General features: G+C 67.4%; 17 protein-coding genes. 8 read left to right on the top strand and 9 right to left on the bottom strand.

Annotated elements, in window-relative coordinates; all coding sequences use genetic code 11:
• Nucleotides 1–71: 71 nt before the first annotated feature.
• Nucleotides 72–989 (bottom strand): DMT family transporter, encoded by a 918-nt coding sequence (locus QUV35_RS18510; protein ID WP_300877326.1) that lies wholly within the window; start codon nt 987–989, stop codon nt 72–74.
• Between the two features lie 4 nt (nt 990–993).
• Entirely contained in the window at nt 994–2,025 is a 1,032-nt protein-coding gene (locus QUV35_RS18505) for a LysR substrate-binding domain-containing protein (RefSeq protein WP_300877325.1), read from the bottom strand.
• Nucleotides 2,026–2,150: 125 nt separating this feature from the next.
• On the opposite strand from QUV35_RS18505, the gene QUV35_RS18500 reads away from it, so the two are divergent.
• The 3 genes from QUV35_RS18500 to QUV35_RS18490 all read left to right on the top strand — a co-directional run bounded on the left by QUV35_RS18500 (nt 2,151) and on the right by QUV35_RS18490 (nt 4,381).
• Nucleotides 2,151–2,645, top strand: coding sequence for a DUF2917 domain-containing protein (locus tag QUV35_RS18500; RefSeq protein WP_300877324.1), 495 nt, complete (start codon nt 2,151–2,153; stop codon nt 2,643–2,645).
• A gap of 74 nt (nt 2,646–2,719) precedes the next feature.
• Complete coding sequence (locus tag QUV35_RS18495; protein ID WP_300877323.1) at nt 2,720–3,331, top strand: TetR/AcrR family transcriptional regulator; 612 nt, start codon at nt 2,720–2,722, stop codon at nt 3,329–3,331.
• Nucleotides 3,332–3,400: 69 nt separating this feature from the next.
• Nucleotides 3,401–4,381, top strand: coding sequence for an MBL fold metallo-hydrolase (locus tag QUV35_RS18490; RefSeq protein WP_300877322.1), 981 nt, complete (start codon nt 3,401–3,403; stop codon nt 4,379–4,381).
• A gap of 223 nt (nt 4,382–4,604) precedes the next feature.
• Here QUV35_RS18490 and QUV35_RS18485 read toward each other — a convergent pair whose 3' ends face one another.
• The gene (locus QUV35_RS18485) at nt 4,605–5,525 is read right to left on the bottom strand and encodes a DUF6279 family lipoprotein (protein ID WP_300877321.1); all 921 of its coding nucleotides are present in this window, start codon (nt 5,523–5,525) and stop codon (nt 4,605–4,607) included.
• On the opposite strand from QUV35_RS18485, the gene glmU reads away from it, so the two are divergent.
• Nucleotides 5,524–6,924, top strand: coding sequence for a bifunctional UDP-N-acetylglucosamine diphosphorylase/glucosamine-1-phosphate N-acetyltransferase GlmU (gene glmU, locus QUV35_RS18480; RefSeq protein WP_300877320.1), 1,401 nt, complete (start codon nt 5,524–5,526; stop codon nt 6,922–6,924). The two genes, QUV35_RS18485 and glmU, sit on opposite strands and share 2 nt — an antisense overlap.
• Before the next feature lie 67 nt (nt 6,925–6,991).
• On the opposite strand, the gene QUV35_RS18475 is transcribed toward glmU, so the two are convergent.
• The 3 genes from QUV35_RS18475 to QUV35_RS18465 form a co-directional block, all read right to left on the bottom strand.
• A complete protein-coding gene (locus QUV35_RS18475) occupies nt 6,992–7,753 on the bottom strand; it encodes a nucleotidyltransferase domain-containing protein (protein ID WP_300877319.1) in 762 nt (253 codons plus the stop codon).
• 183 nt (nt 7,754–7,936) lie between these two features.
• Nucleotides 7,937–8,728: a DUF2726 domain-containing protein gene (locus tag QUV35_RS18470; RefSeq protein WP_300877318.1), complete on the bottom strand. Its 792-nt coding sequence runs from the start codon at nt 8,726–8,728 to the stop codon at nt 7,937–7,939.
• A 161-nt stretch (nt 8,729–8,889) separates the two neighbouring features.
• On the bottom strand, nt 8,890–9,387 hold the full coding sequence (locus QUV35_RS18465) for an Lrp/AsnC family transcriptional regulator (protein ID WP_300877317.1): 498 nt from the start codon (nt 9,385–9,387) through the stop codon (nt 8,890–8,892).
• Between the two features lie 136 nt (nt 9,388–9,523).
• Here QUV35_RS18465 and glmS point away from each other — a divergent pair, with 136 nt between their 5' ends.
• From glmS to QUV35_RS18450, 3 genes are read left to right on the top strand one after another with little or no spacing between them, the layout of a single operon-like run.
• Nucleotides 9,524–11,392, top strand: a complete 1,869-nt coding sequence (gene glmS / locus QUV35_RS18460) for a glutamine--fructose-6-phosphate transaminase (isomerizing) (protein ID WP_300877316.1) — start codon at nt 9,524–9,526, stop codon at nt 11,390–11,392.
• A gap of 55 nt (nt 11,393–11,447) precedes the next feature.
• Complete coding sequence (locus tag QUV35_RS18455) at nt 11,448–12,452, top strand: 2-hydroxyacid dehydrogenase (protein WP_300877315.1); 1,005 nt, start codon at nt 11,448–11,450, stop codon at nt 12,450–12,452.
• A gap of 12 nt (nt 12,453–12,464) precedes the next feature.
• Nucleotides 12,465–14,015 carry an L-lactate permease gene (locus QUV35_RS18450; protein ID WP_300877314.1) on the top strand — a complete coding sequence of 517 codons (1,551 nt, stop codon included), beginning with the start codon at nt 12,465–12,467 and terminating at the stop codon, nt 14,013–14,015.
• A 215-nt stretch (nt 14,016–14,230) separates the two neighbouring features.
• Here QUV35_RS18450 and QUV35_RS18445 read toward each other — a convergent pair whose 3' ends face one another.
• Entirely contained in the window at nt 14,231–15,550 is a 1,320-nt protein-coding gene (locus QUV35_RS18445; protein ID WP_300877313.1) for a fibronectin type III domain-containing protein, read from the bottom strand.
• Nucleotides 15,551–15,903: 353 nt separating this feature from the next.
• Between QUV35_RS18445 and QUV35_RS18440 the strand changes: the two genes are divergently transcribed.
• Nucleotides 15,904–16,569: an NAD(P)H-dependent oxidoreductase gene (locus QUV35_RS18440; RefSeq protein WP_300877312.1), complete on the top strand. Its 666-nt coding sequence runs from the start codon at nt 15,904–15,906 to the stop codon at nt 16,567–16,569.
• 2 nt (nt 16,570–16,571) lie between these two features.
• Here the strand turns inward: QUV35_RS18440 and QUV35_RS18435 are convergent, their stop codons facing one another.
• Together QUV35_RS18435 and nhaR are read right to left on the bottom strand one after the other, a co-directional pair.
• Nucleotides 16,572–18,821 (bottom strand): fatty acid desaturase, encoded by a 2,250-nt coding sequence (locus QUV35_RS18435; RefSeq protein WP_300877311.1) that lies wholly within the window; start codon nt 18,819–18,821, stop codon nt 16,572–16,574.
• A gap of 32 nt (nt 18,822–18,853) precedes the next feature.
• The gene (nhaR, locus tag QUV35_RS18430) at nt 18,854–19,792 is read right to left on the bottom strand and encodes a transcriptional activator NhaR (RefSeq protein ID WP_300877310.1); all 939 of its coding nucleotides are present in this window, start codon (nt 19,790–19,792) and stop codon (nt 18,854–18,856) included.
• Nucleotides 19,793–19,943: the final 151 nt, after the last annotated feature.

Below are 19,943 nucleotides of genomic sequence, written 5' to 3'. Positions count from 1 at the left end.
TGCCCCCACGCTCCCCCGCTTCGCGAGGTCCGCTGCCCCCCGAGGGGGCTGGGCCGGCGGCGGCTCGTTGTTCATGGGTGCTCGGCGTTCGCGTGCACTTCGGTGATGCGCTTCTCGCGCCGCACCAGATAGAGTCCGCTGCCGATGATGATGGCCGCGCCCAGCCAGGTGTGCGAGGCGGGCAGCGTGTGCCAGATCAGCCAGTCCAGCCCCAGGCCCCAGGCCAGCGCGCTGTACTCGAACGGGGCCACGGCGGACGCCTGGCCGTGGCGGAACGCTTCGGTGATGGCGAGTTGGCCGCCGAAGCCGGTGATGGCCAGGGCGAGCAGCAGCGGGGCGTCGCTGCGCTCGATGGCCACCCAGTCGGGCCAGGCGAACGCGCCGGCGCCGATTGACATCAGCACCATCATGGACAGCACCATGCTCTCGCTGCTGTCGGTGCGGCTGGCCAGGCGGCCGGTGACGGCAGCGACGGCGTAGCACAGCGCCGCGCCCAGCGTGGCCAGGCCGCCCACGGTGACGAAGCCACTCTGCAGTTCGTCACCACTGGGCCGCAGGGCGATCAGGACACCGACGAAACCGACCCCGATCAGCCACCAGTGCGCCGCGGGAACACGCTCCTTGAGCACCGGCACCGACAGCATGGTGATGAGCAGTGGCGAGATGAAGAACAGGGTGTAGGCGGCCGACAGCGGCAGCTCGCGCACACCCAGCGTGAACAGCGAGAGCATGGCGATTCCGAGCATGCCGCGCAGCAGGTGCAGTGGCCAGCGGATCTTGAAGACCGTGTGCCACGCGCCGCGCCAGGCGATGTAGAGCAGCACCAGCGGTATCGCGGTCATGCCGCGCAGCGCGGCGATCTGCAGCACCGGGTAGCGCGCCGACAAGGTCTTGAGCACCGCGTCCATGAGTGCAAAAAAGCCCACCGCCACCAGCATGAAGACGATGCTGCGCAAGTTGCCGGCGGCGAGTTGACGAGGTGTCGACATGGGGTCAGTCCATCTGATCGACGGTGTCGGGGTCGGGCACATCGCCAATGGCTTGCCGCGTGGCGGCGGCCTGCAGCAGCAGCCAGTCGCAAAAGGCCTTCACTTCCGGGCGCTGCACGCTGCGCGGCGCCACCATCAACCAGTAGGCCAGTGGCGAATCCAGCCGGGCATGCGGCAGAGGCTCCACCAGTGCTCCGCTGGCCAGGCTCTCGGCCACCAGTGGCAGGCGCGCCAGCGCCACACCCTGGCCGGTGAGCGCGGCCTGCACGATCTGGCTGGCGTAGTTGAAATACATCCAGCGCTGCGGCGAGATCTTTGCCGGCCTGGAAGGCGCGCGGGCGCGCTTGCCAGGCACGACGGCGGTCGGTGTGCCGAAGGTGTCGAGCCAGCGTTGCCAGGTGAGCCATTCGAGGTGGCGTGTTCGGTGGGCATCACCGGCCTCGATCAGGGCGCAGGTCGACAGGTCTTCAATGTTCTTGATCGGGTGGGTCTTGAGCAGCCAGGGACTGGCCACCGGGGTGAGCTGTTCGCCGAAGAGGCGTCGGGCGCTGGCCGGCATGGCTTGCGGCACGGCATAGCGCAGCGCCAGATCGACGTCGGAGGTGGCGAGGTCCACCGCGTTGTCGGTGGCGTCGATGCGGATGTCGATGTCGGGATGGTCGCGCTGAAAGGCCTCCAGCCGCGGAATCAGCCACATCGAGGCGAACGACGCCCAGGTGGTGATGGCCACGCTCTTGCGCCCGGCGCTTTGCCGGATCTGCCGCACGCTCGCATCAATGCGCTCCAGCGCCGCGGCCGCAGCGCGCAGCAGTTGCGAGCCGGCACTGGTGAGCTCCACGGCGCGGGTGTGGCGCAGAAACAGGGCGGTACCGACCTCGTCTTCCAGCGCCTGGATCTGCCGGCTGACCGCGCTCTGCGTGAGGGAGAGCTCTTCGGCCGCCGCGCGGAAGTTGAGGTGACGCGCGACGGCTTCAAAGGCGCGCAGGTGGCCCGCCGCGATGGGCCGGGTGCGTGGATGGCTGCTGGTGAGCTGCATGGGAGGCTCCTGGCATTGATGCGCTTATTGAATCAATAGCTTACTGCGTCTTCATTGGACGGACAGGGCCTGCGGCCCGAACATTCAGTCCCAGGATGAGCTTCATCCCTTCTCAGGAGTCCGTCATGAACACGCTCTGTCCCCAAGCTCTGCCCGCCTTGAATGGCCTTGTCCCTGCGCCCGGCTGGTGCCTCGACGCGCGTCGCGCGATGACCCTTCGTCCGCAGGTGCCCAGCCGTCTGCACATCACCCAGGGTCGCGCCTGGGTGACGCTGGGCCTGCCGCACCGGGGATCGGGCAAGGAGTCGGGCGACGTGGTGCTGGCGGCCGGTGAAAGCCTGTCCGTGCCGGCCGGTGCGCGCCTGGTGATGGAGCCGTGGCAGCCCGCCAGCTCAGGACCCGTGCGCTTCGACTGGTGTGCCGAGCCGCAGGACCGCGCGGTGCGTCGGCCCGACCGGTTTGCCCGCGAGGTGGTGGCGCCGGCGCGTGACCTGGCACTGGCGCTCGGGCAGGCCGGTCTGGCTTTCGGGCGTTTGCTGCGCGGGTTGTTCGGCTACAGCGAATACCTGGTGGCGGGCCGAGGCCGGGTACTCAGGCCGTTCGAGTCCAATCCCCCGTGAGCCGCGCCATGCGCGCGCCGACCTCCTGCGGGATGGACGGCCCGGGGGGCCGCCGCGGGGTGGGAGAATGAAGCATGGCCCGACCAAAATCCGCTTCCCACGACTTGAAACGCGATCAGATCCTGGACGTGGCGGCCAACTGTTTTGCGCGCCAGAGCTTTCCCGCCGCCAGCATGAACGACATCGCGGCGGCCTGCGGCACCAGCAAGGCCCGGCTCTACCACTATTACGAAAGCAAGGAAGCGATCCTGTTCGACCTGCTCGACCGGTACACGCAGCGCCTGCTGGCGCTCATCGGCGAGGCCGAAGCGCGCGCGCAGCGCAAGAACCTGAATGAGCGCGATGCCCTGAGCGAGCTGGTGCGCGCTTTCCTGACCGAGTACGAAACCTCGGCCACGCGCCATGTCGCCCTGGTGTCGGACACCAAGTTCCTCGGCGAGCAGCAGCGCGAACTCATCCTCAACCGCCAGCGCGACGTGGTGGCCGCCTTCACCCGTTTCCTCAAGCGCGCCTACCCCGAGCGCGTGACGCCGGCCAACCAGACGGCCTTGACGATGATGCTGTTCGGCATGATCAACTGGACATTCACCTGGCTGCGCCCGGGCGGCGCCATGAGCTACAGCGCGTTTGCCGACGAGGTCGTCTCCATGATGGAGCGTGGCCTGAGCGATCCGGCCCAGGCTTGAAACGCGTTCACCTATGCGAAATCAATTTCGTTTAGGTAAAATTAGCCACTTCCCCACACGGAGACCGCCATGAGCAAAGCCTTCGCATCCCAGGCCGACCTGGACGACAAGAAAACCACCTTCGAGCAACTCAGCGAGCACTGCTGGGCGTACACCGCCGAGGGCGACCCGAACTCGGGCGTGATCATCGGCGAGAAGTTCATCATGGTCAGCGACGCCACCGCCACTCCGGCCATGGCGCGCGACCTGATCAAACACATCCGCACCGTCTCGGACAAGCCGATCAAGTACGTGCTGCTGACCCACTACCACGCGGTCCGGGTGCTGGGTGCGAGCGCCTACCTCGCCGAGGGCGCGACCGAGGTGATCGCCAGCCGGGGAACCTACGAGCTCATCGTGGAGCGGGGTGCGCAGGACATGCAGAGCGAGATGGAGCGCTTCCCGCGCCTCTTTCGCGGCGCCGACAGCGTGCCCGGCCTGACCTGGCCGACGCTGGTCATCGGTGATGGTCAACCCGGCCGCCAGGGCAGCCTGGAGGTGGACCTCGGCGGCGTGAAGGTGAGCATCTGGCATCCGGGCCCGGGCCACACGCGCGGCGACACCATCGCCTGGGTCGAAGCAGAGAAGGTCCTGTTCAGCGGTGACCTGGTGGAGTACGAGGCCGGTGTCTACACCGGTGACGCACAGCTCGAAGAGTGGCCCGCCACCCTCGAAGCCCTGCGTGCCCTGGGCGCCGAAGCGATCGTGCCCGGTCGGGGTGAAGCCATGAAGGGCAAGGACGACGTCAACAAGGCGCTGGACTACACGAAGCGCTGGGTCACCACGCTGTTTCAGGCCGGCAAGGAAGCCGCTGCCGCGGGCATGGACCTCAAGACCGCGATGGCCCACACCCGAAAGAGCATGGATCCGGTGTTCGGTCACGTGTTCATTTACGAACACTGCCTGCCGTTTGACGTGAGCCGCGCCTTTGACGAAGCCCAGGGCATCAAGAACCCGCGCATCTGGACCGCCGAGCGCGACCAGGAAATGTGGAAGGCGCTGCAGGCCTGAGGGTCGGCAGACAAGCCACCAAGCCGCCTGCGGGCGGCTTTTTTGTTGCGCCGCGCTGCGATGGGCCGCGCTCTCTCCCGCACCGAATGCCCACCACCACCCTCAACCACACCGCCGCCGACCGGGGTGTCGTGGCCGTTTTGCCATCGTCTGCCTGGGCATGTTTCCGGGCGGTCTGCCGCGCCTGAAGCTGGACCGTTCGGGTGTGGCGCCGGGCGCGCGCTCAGCGCTGTGCGCTGAGCACCCGAAGGTCGTCTTCATAGTCCTTGAGCACGCGCACGGCGTTGGCGCGCTGCCCGGGCGTGGTGGTGTTGTGCAACTGGGCGAACTGCGCACAGCCCTGTCGCACCAGTTCCTGCGAATAGGTGCGGTAGCCCGGCGTGGGCGATTGGCCGAGGCGGGCGATGTGGCTTCGCACCCGCTCCACCGCGGTGTCGGGCGCCGCCTGAGCGTCCTTCACGGTTTGCAGCAGGTCGGCCTGGCGGCGCAAGCGCTCGGCCTGGGTCCGCTGCGGGTCGAACGGCGACACCCGGATGCTGTTGCGCACCAACTCCTTCTGCCCGTCGTTGAGCGGGCCGTAAAGCCTCTCGCTGCGGCTGATCGCCCGCTCCAGGCGCTTCTCGATGCGCGCCTCGGCCGACGCCTGCATGAAGTCTTCTTCGAATTCTTCGTTGCTTCTGGCCTGGCGGCTCCTGAGGTGTTCGAGCTGGGCCGCATCGAGCTGCAGCGCCAGGCGGGCCATGGGCTGCACGCCGGCCTCTGCTGCCCGGTCGAGGCGTTCCCGGATCACGTCGAACTCGGCACAGACCTGTGCTGCGGTGATGTCCTGCGCGGCCAGCGCCTGCCAGCGCTGCAGCAGGCCGGCATACAGCGGCAGTTCGCTGGTGCGGTGCCACTGAAAGAAGGCGTTGATGTCGCCGCGCACCGGGATCGACTGGCCGTTGTTGAAGTCGACGTGGCTGTCGAGCCACCAGTAGGTGGCGTTGTGCGCCTGGTTGTAGGCCAGACGGGTGGTGGCGCAGGCGGCGATGGCGCCCGTCATGATCACCAGCGCACAGATCCGGACCACCCTGAGGGCGATAATTCGGCGCACGTGAGGCCCGGCAAGAACGCCGCGCAACGATTCCCCGAAAGAGGTGTTCATGTCGTTCCCTGTGGATGTGGTGGTGATGGCGGCCGGCAAGGGCACGCGCATGAAAAGCCAGCGGCCCAAAGTGTTGCATCGATTGGGCGGTCGCGCACTGGCCCAGCACGTGATCGACTGCGCCGCGCGGTTATCGGCGCGTTCGGTCGTGGTGATCACCGGGCACGGCGCCGCGCAGGTCGAAGCCGGCCTGACAGCGAGTGCCACCACGGCCCTGCGTTTCGTGCGCCAGGAGCCGCAACTGGGCACCGGCCACGCGGTGCAGCAGGCCGCCCCGGTGTTGCCAGACGACGGTGTGACGCTGGTGCTATCGGGGGATGTGCCGCTCACCCGACCCGAGACCCTGCAGGCCTTGCTCGACCTGTGCGCTGGCGATCGACTGAGCCTGCTCACGCTGGACATGCCCGACCCCACCGGCTATGGGCGCATCGTTCGCGCGGCCGACGCGTCGGTGCAGGCGATCGTGGAACACAAGGACGCCAGCGCCGCGCAGCGCGCCATCACCGAGATCTACAGCGGCATCATGGCCGTGCCCACCCGCTTGCTGCGCGGCTGGCTGCAGCGGCTGGACAACCGCAACGCGCAGGGCGAGTACTACCTGACCGACGTGGTGAAGTTCGCCGTGGCCGACGGGCTGACGGTGGCGGCGCATCGCATCGACGACGCGGTGCAGGTGGCCGGTGTCAACAGCCCGGTGCAACTGGCCGAGCTGGAGCGCGCCTATCAGCGGCGCGGCGCCGACGCCCTGATGGAACAAGGCACCCGGCTGGCCGACCCGGCGCGGCTGGATGTGCGCGGCGAACTGCTGTGCGGCCAGGACGTCGAGATCGACGTCAACTGCGTGTTCGAAGGTCGCGTGCAGCTCGGCGATGGCGTGCGCATCGGCGCGAACTGCGTGATTGCGAACGCCGTGATCGAAGCCGGCGCGGTGATTCATGAGTTCACCCACATCGACGGCGAGAAGATGGGCGTCAAGGTGGGGCCGGGCGCGCTGGTGGGCCCGTTCGCGCGGCTGCGGCCCGGCGCCGACCTGGGTGCCGACGTGCACATCGGCAACTTCGTGGAGGTCAAGAACAGCACACTGGCCGCCGGCGCCAAGGCCAACCACCTCGCCTACCTGGGCGACGCCACCGTGGGCGAGCGGGTGAACTTCGGTGCGGGCAGCATCACCGCCAATTACGACGGCGCCAACAAGCACCGCACCGTGATCGAGGCCGACGTGCACGTGGGCAGCAACTGCGTTCTGGTGGCGCCGCTGACCATCGGAGCGGGCGGCACGGTGGGTGGCGGATCCACCATCACCAAGGACGCGGCGCCTGGCGCCCTGTCGGTGGCCCGTGGCAAGCAGGTGGTCATCGACAACTGGCAGCGCCCCGGCAAAAAGAAACCGGTTCCCTGAGGCCCGGGCGTTCGGCCAAGGTGATGTTTGAGGGCCCGTGTGCCTCGAAGGCAGGTGGGCTCTGTTCTCAACCGGCGCCGGGTGGCAGCGAACCGTCGTCGCCGGAGTCCCACTCAAAAAATCCAGCAACCTCCAGTGCGTGCAGAGACGCTGCCCGAAGCGCGACCATGGCCTCGGCCGGCGATGGCCCGAGTGCCGTTGCAAGAAGATCCGCAAGAAGCGGCTCGTCCTGAGCCAGCAGGTGCAGACGTTCCTTGGGTCGCGGCAGGAACCGGTTCTTGCTCAGATACGCGTGGCGCACGAGAGCATGCACGGCCAAAGCCCGGGCCTGCGTCGCGTCTGGAGTGCCTGCGTCGATGAAATCCAGGGCGTCTTCAACTTGTGTTGCTGCGGCATAGCGGTCGCGCAGAAGCGCGGCCGGACCCAGACCGGGGCCGCGCTGCAGGATGTCATGCGAAAGCCGCTTCAGGGCGCCGAGGCGCCCGTCCACATCGAGAAGCAGCTTGCCGGTTGCAAGCATGTGGGCCATGACCGGACGGCCTTCGTCTGCCTCGCTCTGGATGCAGTGCATCAGCCAGGCCTCAGAGTTGAAGAACAGCTCGACCGGCGTTCCGTTGAACCACCGCTGTACCCGTCGGCGCCACGGTTGGTCGTGCAGGATGACCAGGTCAAGGTCGCTGGAAGGGCCCGGGTTGCCCCGGACGATGCTCCCGGATGCAACGATGCCGACAGGCTGGGCGACGCTGGGCAACCACCCAACCGCTTGCTCCAGAGAGAGGCGGTGCTGTTCCCTCAGCGGCGGTTCCAGGACAGTCTGAAGTGTTTTCATGGCGACAACGCGGCGGTCGATGGCAGGGAGGCCCCCAGGAAACAGAAGAAACCCTCGCCAGAAAAATGCCCTCTGAACCGTGGTGGCTCAAAGGGCAATCTGGTGGTGAGTCAGGGCGTCGGCACCAGCGCTTCAACCGGGCGCCTGGTGCCTGGGGAACCCGTGTGAGACGGGGCCGCTTGCTCAGCGGCCGCGCACGTCCAGCGAATCGAAGCGGCTCTCGCCCGGCGACCTGCTGTTGGGGCCGCTGCGTTCGCCCTTGCGCGACGGGCTGAAGCCGCTGTTGCTGTAGGCGCTGCTGAACCCGCTGCGGCGTCCTTCCTGGTCGAGGTCCATCAGCCCGGTCAGGCCCATGACCTCGGAGTCACGGAAGCCGGTGTGCGAGTTGAGCGAATCGAATTCCGAGAACTGGCTCTCCAGCTGTTGCAGGCGGCTGTCCCGGGAATCCTTGTCACGCACTTCCCCCACCGCCTTGGGCTTGGGCAGCTCGGCCAGGTTGAGCTGTTTGCGAAAGTCGGCCGGCGAGGGCATGCGGTGCAGGCCGTTCTTCAGGAACACAAAGCGGATGCCCGCCGTCTTGAGGATGCGGTTCTTCAGCTTCACCAGGTGGGCCTTGTGCCTTGCATTGCTCAGGGGATGCTGTTCGATGTCGAAGGCGAAGGTGGGCTTGCCGTCATCGCCGCAGACCACGAAATCGACCTTTTGCTGACTCAGGCGCTCCTCGGCGCGCTTGCGGTTGCCGGCGCGGCGCACGGAGAGCATGTTTTTCAGCATCAGGTTGGGCAGCACCACCTGGCCAGGAAAAGTGTCCTGCAGGTAGTCCAGCATTTGCGCCTGCTCCTGCGTCAGCAGGCGTTCCGGGCTGTACCGGTCGTCCCGGCCCGACGACTGGGTCGTCCTGCGGTACCACCAGGCCAGCGCGGCGAGTCCCAGCAGGGCCAGCGTACCCAGCACGGCAATCCAAGTCGTGTCCATCAAAAACCTCCAGAAAACAGACTGCCCTGCAATTGGGCAGAGGGCGAAGGTTGTTACATAAAGTATTTTTCGTCAACTCACACAAGGGGTAAAAGCGGTTCCAAGTGTGCGCTAAGTAACAACTTATCAGTCATCCGGCTCGCCGGTGTGGTTTGGGCGAGTCACACCGCAGGTTTGGCCGGTAGCGCCAGGCGGGGCTCGAACTTGGCCCGTTTGAGGCTGAAAAACGCCTTGATGTTGCGCACATTGGCATCGCTGGTGAACAGGCGCTGGGCCAGCGCGAGGTAGTCGGGCATGTCCCGGCAATGCACCACCAGCACGAAGTCGGGCCCCGGGCTCACGCGGTAGCACTGCTGCACCTGAGCCACCGGCAACACGCGGGACTCGAACGTGTCCAGCTGCTCGGCACCCTGGCGCTCGAGCGTGATTTCGACCAGGGCGGTGAGCCCGTGGCCCAGCACCGGGGCCAGGCGGTCGACGCTCAACAGCGCCACCTCGCGCTCGATCAGGCCCAGCTGGCGCAGCCGTTTGACACGCCGCAGGCTGGTGGGTGGTGACAGGTGCGCCCGCTCGGCCAGGGCCTGGTTGCTCAGGGAGGCATCGTTCTGCAGCAGGTCCAGCAGGCGCAGGTCGGCTTCATCAATGACGATTTGTTCCATGAAGATTACATTCTTGAATTATTTGTACTGAAGTTCGAGTCTGAGAAATGGATGTTGATTTTTCGGCTCATTTTGACTCTTTATTTCATGTGGTAGTCACTAGCATCGGCGTTCCATCATTTTTTTGGAGTTCGGCATGTGTGGCATCGTCGCTGGGGTATCGGGTCGCAACATCGTGCCTGTGCTGGTTCAAGGCTTGCAACGGCTGGAGTACCGGGGGTATGACTCCTGCGGGGTGGCGGTGCACACCGGTGGCCTGCAGCGGGCCCGCAGCACAGCCCGGGTGGCCGAGCTCGCGCAGCAGGTGCAGGCCGAAGGCATCGCCAGCGGCACCGGCATTGCGCACACGCGCTGGGCCACCCACGGCGCACCGGTGGTGCACAACGCCCACCCCCACTTCAGCCACGGGCCGGGATCGGCGGCCGGCACCCTGGGCCGGGTCGCGCTGGTGCACAACGGCATCATTGAAAACCACGACGAACTGCGCGCGGCCTTGCAGGCCAGGGGCTATGTGTTCGAAAGCCAGACCGATACCGAGGTCATCGCGCATCTGATCGACTCCCTGTACGAAGGCGATGTGTTCGCAGCGCTGCAGACCGCCGTGGTGCAGCTGCACGGCGCCTACGCGCTCGCGGTCTTCCACAAGGACGAGCCGCACCGTGTCGTGGGTGCCCGCGCCGGATCGCCGCTGGTGCTGGGCGTGGGCACGGTGGACGGCGTGCCCGGTGGCGAGCATTTTCTGGCCAGCGACGCCATGGCCCTGGCCGGCGTCACCGACCAGATCGTCTACCTTGAAGAGGGTGATCTGGTGGACCTGCAGCTGGGCCGCTACTGGGTGCTCGATGCCCAGGGCCGTGCGCTGGACGCGGCCAGGCGGCCTGTGAAGACCGTGCTGGCCCACAGCGGCGCGGCCGAGCTCGGCCCCTACCGCCACTACATGCAGAAGGAAATCTTCGAGCAGCCCCGCGCCATCGGCGACACGCTCGAAGGCCTGGAAGGCATCACGCCCGAACTGTTCGGCGACGGCGCCTACCGCATCTTCAAGGACATCGACAACGTGCTCATCCTGGCCTGCGGCACCAGCTACTACAGCGGCTGCACCGCCAAGTACTGGCTGGAGAGCATCGCGAAGATTCCCACCCAGGTGGAAGTGGCCAGCGAATACCGCTACCGCACCAGCGTGCCCAACCCGCGCACGCTGGTGGTGACCATCACCCAGAGCGGCGAAACTGCCGACACCCTGGCCGCGCTGCGCCACGCCCAGGGGCTGGGCATGAAACACACGCTGACCATCTGCAACGTGTCCACCTCTGCCATGGTGCGCGAATGCGAGCTGGCCTACATCACCCGGGCCGGTGTCGAAATCGGTGTGGCATCGACCAAGGCTTTCACCACCCAGCTCGCCGGCCTGTTCCTGCTGACGCTGGCGCTGGCCCAGGTGCGCGGGCACCTCGGCGCGGCCGAAGAAGCCGGGCACCTCAAGGCCATGCGCCACCTGCCGGTGGCGCTGCAAGCCGTGCTGGCACTCGAGCCGCAGGTGATCAGCTGGGCCGAGGACTTCGCCCGCATGGACAACGCGCTGTTTCTGGGCCGCGGCCTGCACTACCCCATCGCCCTTGAAGGAGCCCTCAAGCTCAAGGAGATCAGCTACATCCATGCCGAGGCCTACCCGGCGGGCGAACTCAAACACGGCCCGCTGGCCCTGGTGACCGCAGCCATGCCGGTGGTGACCGTGGCCCCCAACGACACCCTGCTGGAAAAGCTCAAGAGCAACATGCAGGAAGTGCGCGCGCGTGGCGGCGTCCTGTATGTGCTGGCCGACGCCGACACCCGCATCACCAGCAGCGAAGGCATCCACGTGATCCGCATGCCCGAACACTACGGCGCGCTGTCACCGATCCTGCACGTGGTGCCGCTGCAGATGCTGGCCTATCACACCGCGCTGGCCAAAGGCACCGACGTGGACAAGCCGAGGAACCTGGCCAAGAGCGTGACGGTGGAGTGAGGGCGCCGTTGCATCAAGCACGGACAGCTGGCCCAATCAGCGTCATCATCCGGACATGCAAGTCGCCATCTTCAGCACCCGACCCTACGACCGCGAATTCCTGACCCGTGCCAATGCCGCTGGCCGCCACGAGCTGGTTTTCCATGAGGCCCGGCTCGATGCCGGCACCGCCGCCGCCGCCCAGGGCGCACAGGCGGTCTGTGCCTTCGTCAATGACCGGCTCAACGCCGAGACGCTGCAGCGCCTGCATGGCCTGGGTGTGCGCCTGATCGCCCTGCGCAGCGCCGGCTTCAACCATGTGGACCTGCCCGCCGCTGCGGCGCTGGGCATGGCCGTTGGCCGCGTGCCCGAATATTCTCCCCACGCCGTGGCCGAGCACACCGTGGCGCTGGTGCTGACGCTCAACCGCAAGATCCACCGCGCCTATAACCGGGTGCGCGAAGGCAACTTCGCGCTGGAAGGCCTGCTGGGCTTCGACCTGCACGGTCGCACCGTTGGCGTCATCGGAACCGGCAAGATCGGCGCCTGTTTCGCCCGCATCATGGCTGGCTTCGGCTGTCGGGTGCTGGCCTTCGCGCCCGAGGTCAACCCGGACCTCACGGCGCTCGGTGCGCGCTACGTCCCGCTGCCCGAGCTGCTCGCCAGCAGCGACATCGTGAGCCTGCATTGCCCGCTGACGCCGCAGACCCACCACCTGCTCGACGACGAGGCGCTGGCCACCATGAAGCGCGGCGCGATGCTGATCAACACCAGCCGCGGTGCCGTGGTCGATGCGCGGGCGGCGGTGGCCGCGTTGAAGAGCGGGCAACTCGGCAGCCTGGGCCTGGACGTGTACGAGGAAGAGGCCGATCTGTTTTTTCGCGATCTGTCGAACACGGTGCTGCACGACGACGTGTTCGCCCGGCTGCTGACCTTCCCCAATGTCATCGTCACCGGCCACCAGGCCTTCTTCACCGAGCAGGCGCTCACGGGCATCGCTGAAACCACTGTGGCCAACCTCGACCACTTCGAAGCCGGGGGCCGACCGCTGCACCCGGTCTCGGTCGAGCGCATCGTCTGAGGGGCGGCGCAAGTGCAGGGGCTGGGCTGGGCCGCCACGCTGGCGGCAACACCGATCGCCGCGATCCTCGCGCTGATGCTCGGCCTGCAATGGTCCGCTGCGCGGGCCGGCGCTGCGGCGCTGGCGCTGGCTGCCCTGCTTGCCGTGACCGTTTTCGACTTCGCGGCAACCGATGCCGCGCCGCTGCAGGCCTTTGCCGGGGTGGCGGCCGAGGGCGGTTTTCTCACGCTGACCATCCTGTGGATCCTGTGGCCGGCACTCGCGCTGCACCGCCTGCAGCAAACCCGTGGCGCCATCGACACGCTGCGCACCAGCCTCACCCGCCTGACCGGATCGACCGGCTTGCAGGCCTTGCTGGTGGGCTGGCTGATGGCCTTGTTCTTCGAGGGGGCGGCCGGCTTCGGCACGCCGGTGGCGCTGGCCGCGCCGCTGCTGGTGGGGCTGGGCATTGCGCCCGTGCCGGCGGTGGCGCTCGCCCTGCTGGGCCATGCGGTGGGGGTCTCGTTCGGTGCGCTGGGCACGCCGGTGCTGGCGCAGGTGGCCCTGACCGGGCTGGACGGCGTGCAGATCGCGTGGCGCACCGCCCTGCTGCACACGCTGCTGGGCGGCGTGATGATGGTGTTCTTCGTGCGCACGCTGGCCGCCAGCGGACACCGGCCCGGCTGGCGCTGGGCCGCGCTGGCAGCGGCCGGCTTCCTGCTGCCCGGCATGGCGCTGGCTGCGCTGCTCGGGCCGGAGCTGGCCACGCTGGGCGGGGCCCTGGCCGGTGGGGCGCTGTTCATTGCCGTGCTGCGCCGCCAGGCCGTGGCAGCTGTGGCGCCCAGCGATGGCGGTGAACCAGCGGGCGCCGCCAGCGGCCTGGCCCAGGCGCTCGCACCCTATGGCGTGCTGGTCATCGGGGTGGTGGCGCTGGCCCTGGCCCGGCGGTGGCCGCCGGTGGCCGACGCCTTGTCTGCTGTGGAGATCGCCTGGCAAGGCTTCGGTGGCTTTGGTGGGCGCATGCAGCCCCTCACACACCCCGGCACGCTGCTGCTGGTGTCGCTGCTGATCGGCGCGAGGCTGCAGGGGGTGCCGCTGCGCGATGTGGGTGCTGCGCTGGCCCACTCGGCCAGGCAACTGGTGCCGGTCACGCTGGCCCTGCTGGCCATGCTGGTGCTGTCCCGGCTGATGCTGCACGCCGGGTTCATCGGCACCCTGGAGCAGGCGGCGGTGCAGCGGGTCGGGCCGGCCTGGCCCTGGGTGGCGCCTGCCGTCGGTGCCCTGGGCAGCTTCGTCACCGGGTCGGCCACGGCCTCGAATGTGTTGTTCACCTCGCTGCAGGCGCAGACGGCGCAGGCCCTGTCGCTGCCGGTCACGGCGATCGTGGCGGCCCAGGGTTTTGGTGCCGCGGTGGGCAACATCGTGTGCCCGCACAACATCGTCGCCGGGGCCGCCACGGTGGGTCTGGCCGGCCGCGAGAGCGATATCCTGCGGCGCATGCTGCTGCCCTGCGCGATCTACCTTGCGCTCGGTGGCGCCGTGCTCAGTGGATGGTTGTGGAGCGGTCTGTTGACCGGGGTCTGAAGCCGGCTTGCGGTGTCACGGCACATTGGCCACATGCCGGTCCCGGCCTCCTTCCGGAAGACAGGATCCGGGTACGCACGAGGGGCAGAGGGTGGGCTGAAGTGCTTCTTCGCCGAAGCCGCGTGGTACCCGGCGGGGCTGTGCCGCCGACGATGGGATTCACGTTCGCCGGGTGGGTGCTGAGGCCGGCACCCGGCGAAGTGCATCGTGCTTGACTACTTCACATCGATATCGATATAGACCTCGGTGTCGGACACGCGCACACCGTTGGTGGCCGTCTTCATGAAGGTGTTGTTGGCCGGGGCGCCGGTTCCGAACGATGACGTCGGATCGAGCTTGAAGGTCACCCGGTACTGGCCGGCGGTGGAGCCTGAGGTGGCGGGATCCCACACGAAGCCATAGGTGAAGTTGCCGGACACCGGGATTTCGCCAGAGAGCTTGTTGAGGCCGTCAGGGATGGCCGGATCAAACAGCGCCTGGTCCACCACCATGGGGCCGGTGGGCAGGCCGCCGGCGTCCAGCCGCTGGAGCGTCAGGCGGGCATTGGTGGCGAAGACAAAGGCGGTGGTGGTTGGGGTGGCCACGCCGGTGGTTCCCTGCAATTCGGTCGTTCCCGAGCCCGACAGAAGCAACATCGGGTAGACCGTCATGGGGGTTGCGGTCACGTCCTTGGTCAGCACCATCTCGATCCTGATCTTGGCGCTCGAGCTGAGGCTGGCGCTGGACAGGTTGTCGCCCCACTTGGCGTTGACTTCCTGATCCACGCCGTTGGCCCTGGCCCATTCACCCTGCCAGGTGTTGATGGACTTCTGTTCGTAGTACAGGGGGTTGATCCTCGATGGCTGGGGCAGATACGGCAGGGTCGTCTGGGGGACCGGGAGGGCCTGCATGGCCGTCACTTCAGTGGCCAGGGGACGCAGTCCGGTGTTGTAGTCGATGGCCGTCAGGTCGGAAATGGTCCAGCTTTTGGCCGGATCGAGGGCCAGGTTGCTGATGCCGATGTCGTCCGCAAAGATCAGGGCCGCCGAGAAGTTGTTGCCATAGATTCGGGGGTTGGGTGGTCCGGTCACCGAATCGCTGGCCACCGCAGACGGCGTCTCTCCACCGCCATTCCTGGCGGTGACCACGTAGTAGTAGGTGGTGTTGGACCCCGGCAGGCCGATGTCGGTGTAGCTGTAGGGGGTGGTCTGTGCGGCAACCGCAGGTACCGAGGCGACGAAGTTGGCCGGGGCGACCAGCGTCGCTGGGATGGTGGTTGCGGTGGTGCTGCGGTAGATCTCGAAACTGTCCGGCAGGCCGGTGCTGGCCGAGACGGCTGGCGGCGACCACACCAGGGTGGCCACATTCTCGCCACCGGTCACGGTCAAGCCGGTGGGCGCTCCGGGTGCAGCGATGGTCACCGGTGGCGGTGCCGGGTCGGATGAACCCCCACCACATCCCGAGAGGGACAAGGCCGCAACGGAAGCCACGGCAAACGCAGCGACACCGTTCAGGAACCGGTGCCAGCGAGAAGGGTCTGTTTTGCATGTTTTCATCAAAATGCTCCTTTGATAGAAGGGAAAAGCGGGTCTTGAAAACCGGCGGCCCGTGATGACCGGACCCTCTGAGCGATGCCTGCGCAAGCCGCTGGCTCCGGTTGCCAATGTCGCGCGTACAAGCCAGGCGCCCATTGACTGCACGCAATGGCTCGCGTGAAAAGTCCGCGCCAGGCTTGAACACCTTTTTCAGCCCTCAAGGCCGCGGGGGCGCATCACCGGCTCGCCGTGGGATGCGCCGTTGCACGACCGGCGCCATGGTGTTGGCGGCGCCGCGAGCACGTTTTGCTGCACTGCGACAAAATGCCCTCGATGCCCACACCGTGTGGGCATGTTTTTTTGGAGCACACCCGATGAGCGACCTGTCGCAACCCACCCATGCCACCGACCTGCTGGACAAACTGCAATGGCGCTACGCCGCCAAGAAGATGGACGCCACCCGGGCCGTGCCGCAGGACAAGGTGGACCGCATCGTCGAGGCTGCGCGCCTGGCGCCCACCTCCAGCGGCCTGCAGCCGTTCGAAATCATCGTGGTGACCAGCCAGGCGGTGCGCGAGCAGATCAAGCCCATCGCCTGGAACCAGGCGCAGATCACCGACGGCTCGCACCTGCTGGTGTTCGCCGCCTGGGACAACTACACCGCAGAGCGCATCAACCACATGTTCGATCTGACCAATGCGCAGCGCGGCGGCACCAACGAAGGCTGGGAGAACTACCGCCAGATGCTGCTGGGCAGCTACCCGCAACGCGATGCCGAGCTCAACTTCAACCACGCTGCACGCCAGGCCTACATCGGCCTGGGCGCTGCGCTGATCGCAGCCGCCTTTGAAGCGGTGGACAGCACGCCCATGGAAGGATTCGACCCGGCCAAGCTGGACGAGATCCTGAAGCTGCGCGAACGCGGTCTGCGCAGCGTGGCGATTCTGCCGCTGGGCTACCGCGCCGGCGAAGGCGACTGGCTGGTGAACCTGAAGAAGGTGCGTCGCCCACTGGAGCAGTTCGCCACCGAAGTGAAGTGATTTCAGGCGCCTGGCGCCTGCCCCTGAAGCCCGGCCAGCCCGCTGCGCGCATTGGCCCGGGCTGCCAGTGCGCGTTCCTCGGCGCTCGCGTGCTCCCGGTCCCATTGCAGCACCTTGGGCGTCATCAGCCAGTGCCACAGCGGGGGCACCATCGCGACCACGACCGTGGTCAGGTAGCCCCCGATCATCATCGGCGCATCGGGGAAGGGTTTGAGGTCCTGGTAGGGCACCTCTCCCTGGGCATGGTGGTGTGAATGCCGGGTGAGGTTGAACATGCTCCATGAACTGAGGCGGCGATTGGTGTTCCACGAGTGACGCGGCTGCACCGGCGTGGCCGGGTTGCGCACCATGCCGTAGTGCTCCATGTAGTTCACGATCTCCAGCAGCGCCTTGCCCCACAGCGCGCACAGCACAAAGAACAGCGCTGCCGGCCAGCCGCCCATGGCCCAGGCCAGCGCCACCAGGCCCAGGCTCATGCCGTGGCCGCGAATCACCGCGTTGTGCCATGAAAACACCGCGTGGCCCTTGCGGCGCAGGCGCTGACATTCGATGTTCCAGGCGCTGCGGTTGCCCTTGATGGTGGAGGCGACGATGTGCGCATAGACGTTGCGTCCGCGCGGTGCCGTGGCCGGGTCTTCCAGGGTCGAGACATAGCGGTGGTGGCCGTACACATGCTCGATGGAGAAGATGGTGTCGAAGCTGAACGCCAGCAGCCAGCGCCCGATGGCCATCGAGACGCGGTCCCAGGTGCGGTGGGTCAGTTCGTGTGCGGTGATGGTGCCGACCAGCCCGATCATCAGCCCGGTCAACAGCACCGCCGACAGGTGGTGGCCCCAGCCCGCCGCCGCCCTGGCGCCCAGCACGTCGTGACCGCTCCACTGTCCGACCCAGGCGCCAAACCCGAGCGGGTCGCCCGGGCTCACGCCCCACACGGCGGCGAACACGATCAGCGCCAGCAAAGGCAGCGCAAGCCACAACTGCGCGGTCAGGATGCCCGGATGCCGGTAGCGCGGTGTCGAGGTGTCGTCGCCGCACACCGCGTCCCCCACCAGGTAGAACGCCAGCACAGCCAGCAACCCGGCCGTGATGGCCGGGCCGCCCGCGATCAGCGCCACGGCGCTGGACAGGCTCACCGCGTGGAACAGGAAAAACTTCAGGTAGTCGAACACGCTGGCGTTGGTCACCGCCGGTGCCGCCCTGTTCTCGCGCGCCGCGTGCCTCAGGGGTGTCGGGGAGGGCGGCTGCGTGGTGAAGCGATCGGCGTGGATGTGCTCGCGCGCCAGCCCGTGCTGCACCAGCAGCGGCAGCGCCTCGTCGATCATCGCGGGGGGGCCACACAGGTAGGCGTGGGCGGTCCGGGGCAGGGCCTCTGTGAGGAAGTCGGTCACCCGGCCGCGCGCGCCGGTCCCGTCCGGCTCCTGCTCGATGCCCGAGAGCACCGGCACGACACGCAGACCGCCATGCCAGCGGCTGGCCAGGTCACCGAGCTCGTCGAGCAGGGCCAGGTCGCGCCGGCTGCGCGCACCGAACAACAAGGTGGCGCTGCGCCGGTCGGCGTTCGAGTCGATGGCGTCCTTCAGCATCGCCAGCACCGGAGCGAGCCCACTGCCTGCGGCCACCAGCAGCAACGGGGCGTCGCACCGGCGCAGCCAGAAGTCACCATGCGGGCCGTCGACCTGCACGGTCTGGCCCACCAGGTCTTCGGTGTGGACCAGGGTCGAGAACACCCCTTGCGGGACCTTGCGCACCAGGAAGCCGACCCGTCCGTCCGGCCGCGGGGGTGCCGCGAACGAGTAGTTGCGGCGCACCCCCGGCAGCAAGCCCAGGCTCAGCTGCGCATGCTGCCCCGCCTGGTACGGCAGGCCCTGGTCGAGCTGCACCTCCAGCGCCGTGATGTCGTCGGTGAGCCGGCGTTGGCCGATCACGCGCCCGGCCACGCTGCGCCGCGCAGCTGACGCGGCCAGATCGACCTCGATGCACACATCGGTTTGCGGCACGCTCTGGCAGGCCAGGATGCTGCCCCTGTGAATGTCTTCGTCCGACAGGATGTAGCCGGTCTCGGTGAGCTCTTTCACCCGGCCTTCGACGAGCCGGCACTTGCAGGTGCCGCAGCCGCCCACCCGGCAGCTGAACGGCAGCGCGATGCCCTGGCGCAGAGCGGCCGACAGCAGCGTCTCGTGCCGCTCGACCAGGATCGCCCGACCATTGATGGTGGCCGTGGTGGGGGGCAGGCGGGGTTGGAAGAAGGGCATGGAGGAGAAGACCAGGCGCCAAGCGTACCGGTTCAAGCCGTCTGGCGGGTCGCTTTCGTGCGCCGCCGCGCCGGTTCGACGAACAGCTGGTTGCGCGCCGCTTCGGTGATCGCGGTCACGCAGGGATGCGTGATGCGGCGCTCGATCGAGATCGCAAAGAATTCCTCGACCACGTCGGGCGTGGCACCGAGCGCGCGAACGCCCAACTGCTTTTCGATGTCCCGCTGCAGCACGGTGGGGCCGACGAAGACGCCCATCCCGCGCCGGCCCAGCTCCTTGGCCAGGGCGCTGTCGTCACACTCCGCCACCACGCGGGGGTGCAGCGACTGTGCCCCGAGCCAGGACCGCAGGCGCTTGCCCACCGCAGACTCCTCGGCCGGCATGATCATGGGCGCACCATCCAGGCAGTGCGGGAAGCTTGCCGCCTGCGCCGGTGTGAGCAGCGATGGCGCCGCGAAAAAGCTGACGCCGCAGCTGCCCAACCGGTGGTTGAACGCACGCACGCTCACAGCGGAGGGAATCGGTGCGTCGGCGATCACGAGGTCGAGGCGGTGCAGGGCCAGCTCGCCCAGCAGCATGTCGAGCTTCCACTCGCGGCAGACGATGCGAACGGGCTCCGGCAAGCGGGAGGCGGGTTCGATCAGGCGGCAGGCGATGGTCTTCGGCACGGCATCGGCCACACCGACACGAAACTCCAGCAACCTGCCTTTGTCGGGGTAGCCGCGCAGGACTTCTTCGAGCTCCGCGCCGATCGAGAAGATCGACTCGGCATAGCCGAGCACCATGCGCCCCGCGTCGGTGAGCGCCAGACCGCGCCCGCTCCTGATGAACAAGGCCGTGCCCAGCGCTTCCTCGAGCAGCTGGATCTGCCCGCTGATGGTCTGCGGCGACAGGTGCAGTTGCTCACTGGCGCGCAGCACACCGCCCAGTTTGGCCACCTGCAGGAAGTAGTGGAGGTGCTTGTAGTTCATGGGCAGGCCTGTGCGGAGGGTGTCTTGGAATTGTGCCGTTTTCCCGGATGATGGTTCCGAACAATCTGATTTTCACGGAGACCTGTTGCTTCTAGATGTGAAGCTTCAATAGGTTGTATCGGGTGTTCACCCGGATTGAGTCTGAGAGACT

The sequence above is a fragment of the Hydrogenophaga sp. genome, from assembly GCF_030373225.1.
Lineage (GTDB): Bacteria > Pseudomonadota > Gammaproteobacteria > Burkholderiales > Burkholderiaceae_C > Hydrogenophaga.
This window is presented reverse-complemented; position numbering and strand designations above follow the sequence as displayed.

Bases quoted from the DNA above. Each gene is read 5' to 3' on its own strand.
- QUV35_RS18500 (WP_300877324.1), top strand. From the start codon at position 2,151: ATGAACACGCTCTGTCCCCAAGCTCTGCCCGCCTTGAATGGCCTTGTC.
- QUV35_RS18475 (WP_300877319.1), bottom strand. From the start codon at position 7,753: ATGAAAACACTTCAGACTGTCCTGGAACCGCCGCTGAGGGAACAGCAC.
- glmU (WP_300877320.1), top strand. From the start codon at position 5,524: ATGTCGTTCCCTGTGGATGTGGTGGTGATGGCGGCCGGCAAGGGCACG.
- glmS (WP_300877316.1), top strand. From the start codon at position 9,524: ATGTGTGGCATCGTCGCTGGGGTATCGGGTCGCAACATCGTGCCTGTG.
- QUV35_RS18505 (WP_300877325.1), bottom strand. From the start codon at position 2,025: ATGCAGCTCACCAGCAGCCATCCACGCACCCGGCCCATCGCGGCGGGC.
- QUV35_RS18470 (WP_300877318.1), bottom strand. From the start codon at position 8,728: ATGGACACGACTTGGATTGCCGTGCTGGGTACGCTGGCCCTGCTGGGA.
- QUV35_RS18455 (WP_300877315.1), top strand. From the start codon at position 11,448: ATGCAAGTCGCCATCTTCAGCACCCGACCCTACGACCGCGAATTCCTG.
- nhaR (WP_300877310.1), bottom strand. From the start codon at position 19,792: ATGAACTACAAGCACCTCCACTACTTCCTGCAGGTGGCCAAACTGGGC.
- QUV35_RS18445 (WP_300877313.1), bottom strand. From the start codon at position 15,550: ATGAAAACATGCAAAACAGACCCTTCTCGCTGGCACCGGTTCCTGAAC.
- QUV35_RS18495 (WP_300877323.1), top strand. From the start codon at position 2,720: ATGGCCCGACCAAAATCCGCTTCCCACGACTTGAAACGCGATCAGATC.
- QUV35_RS18490 (WP_300877322.1), top strand. From the start codon at position 3,401: ATGAGCAAAGCCTTCGCATCCCAGGCCGACCTGGACGACAAGAAAACC.
- QUV35_RS18435 (WP_300877311.1), bottom strand. From the start codon at position 18,821: ATGCCCTTCTTCCAACCCCGCCTGCCCCCCACCACGGCCACCATCAAT.
- QUV35_RS18510 (WP_300877326.1), bottom strand. From the start codon at position 989: ATGTCGACACCTCGTCAACTCGCCGCCGGCAACTTGCGCAGCATCGTC.
- QUV35_RS18485 (WP_300877321.1), bottom strand. From the start codon at position 5,525: ATGAACACCTCTTTCGGGGAATCGTTGCGCGGCGTTCTTGCCGGGCCT.
- QUV35_RS18440 (WP_300877312.1), top strand. From the start codon at position 15,904: ATGAGCGACCTGTCGCAACCCACCCATGCCACCGACCTGCTGGACAAA.
- QUV35_RS18465 (WP_300877317.1), bottom strand. From the start codon at position 9,387: ATGGAACAAATCGTCATTGATGAAGCCGACCTGCGCCTGCTGGACCTG.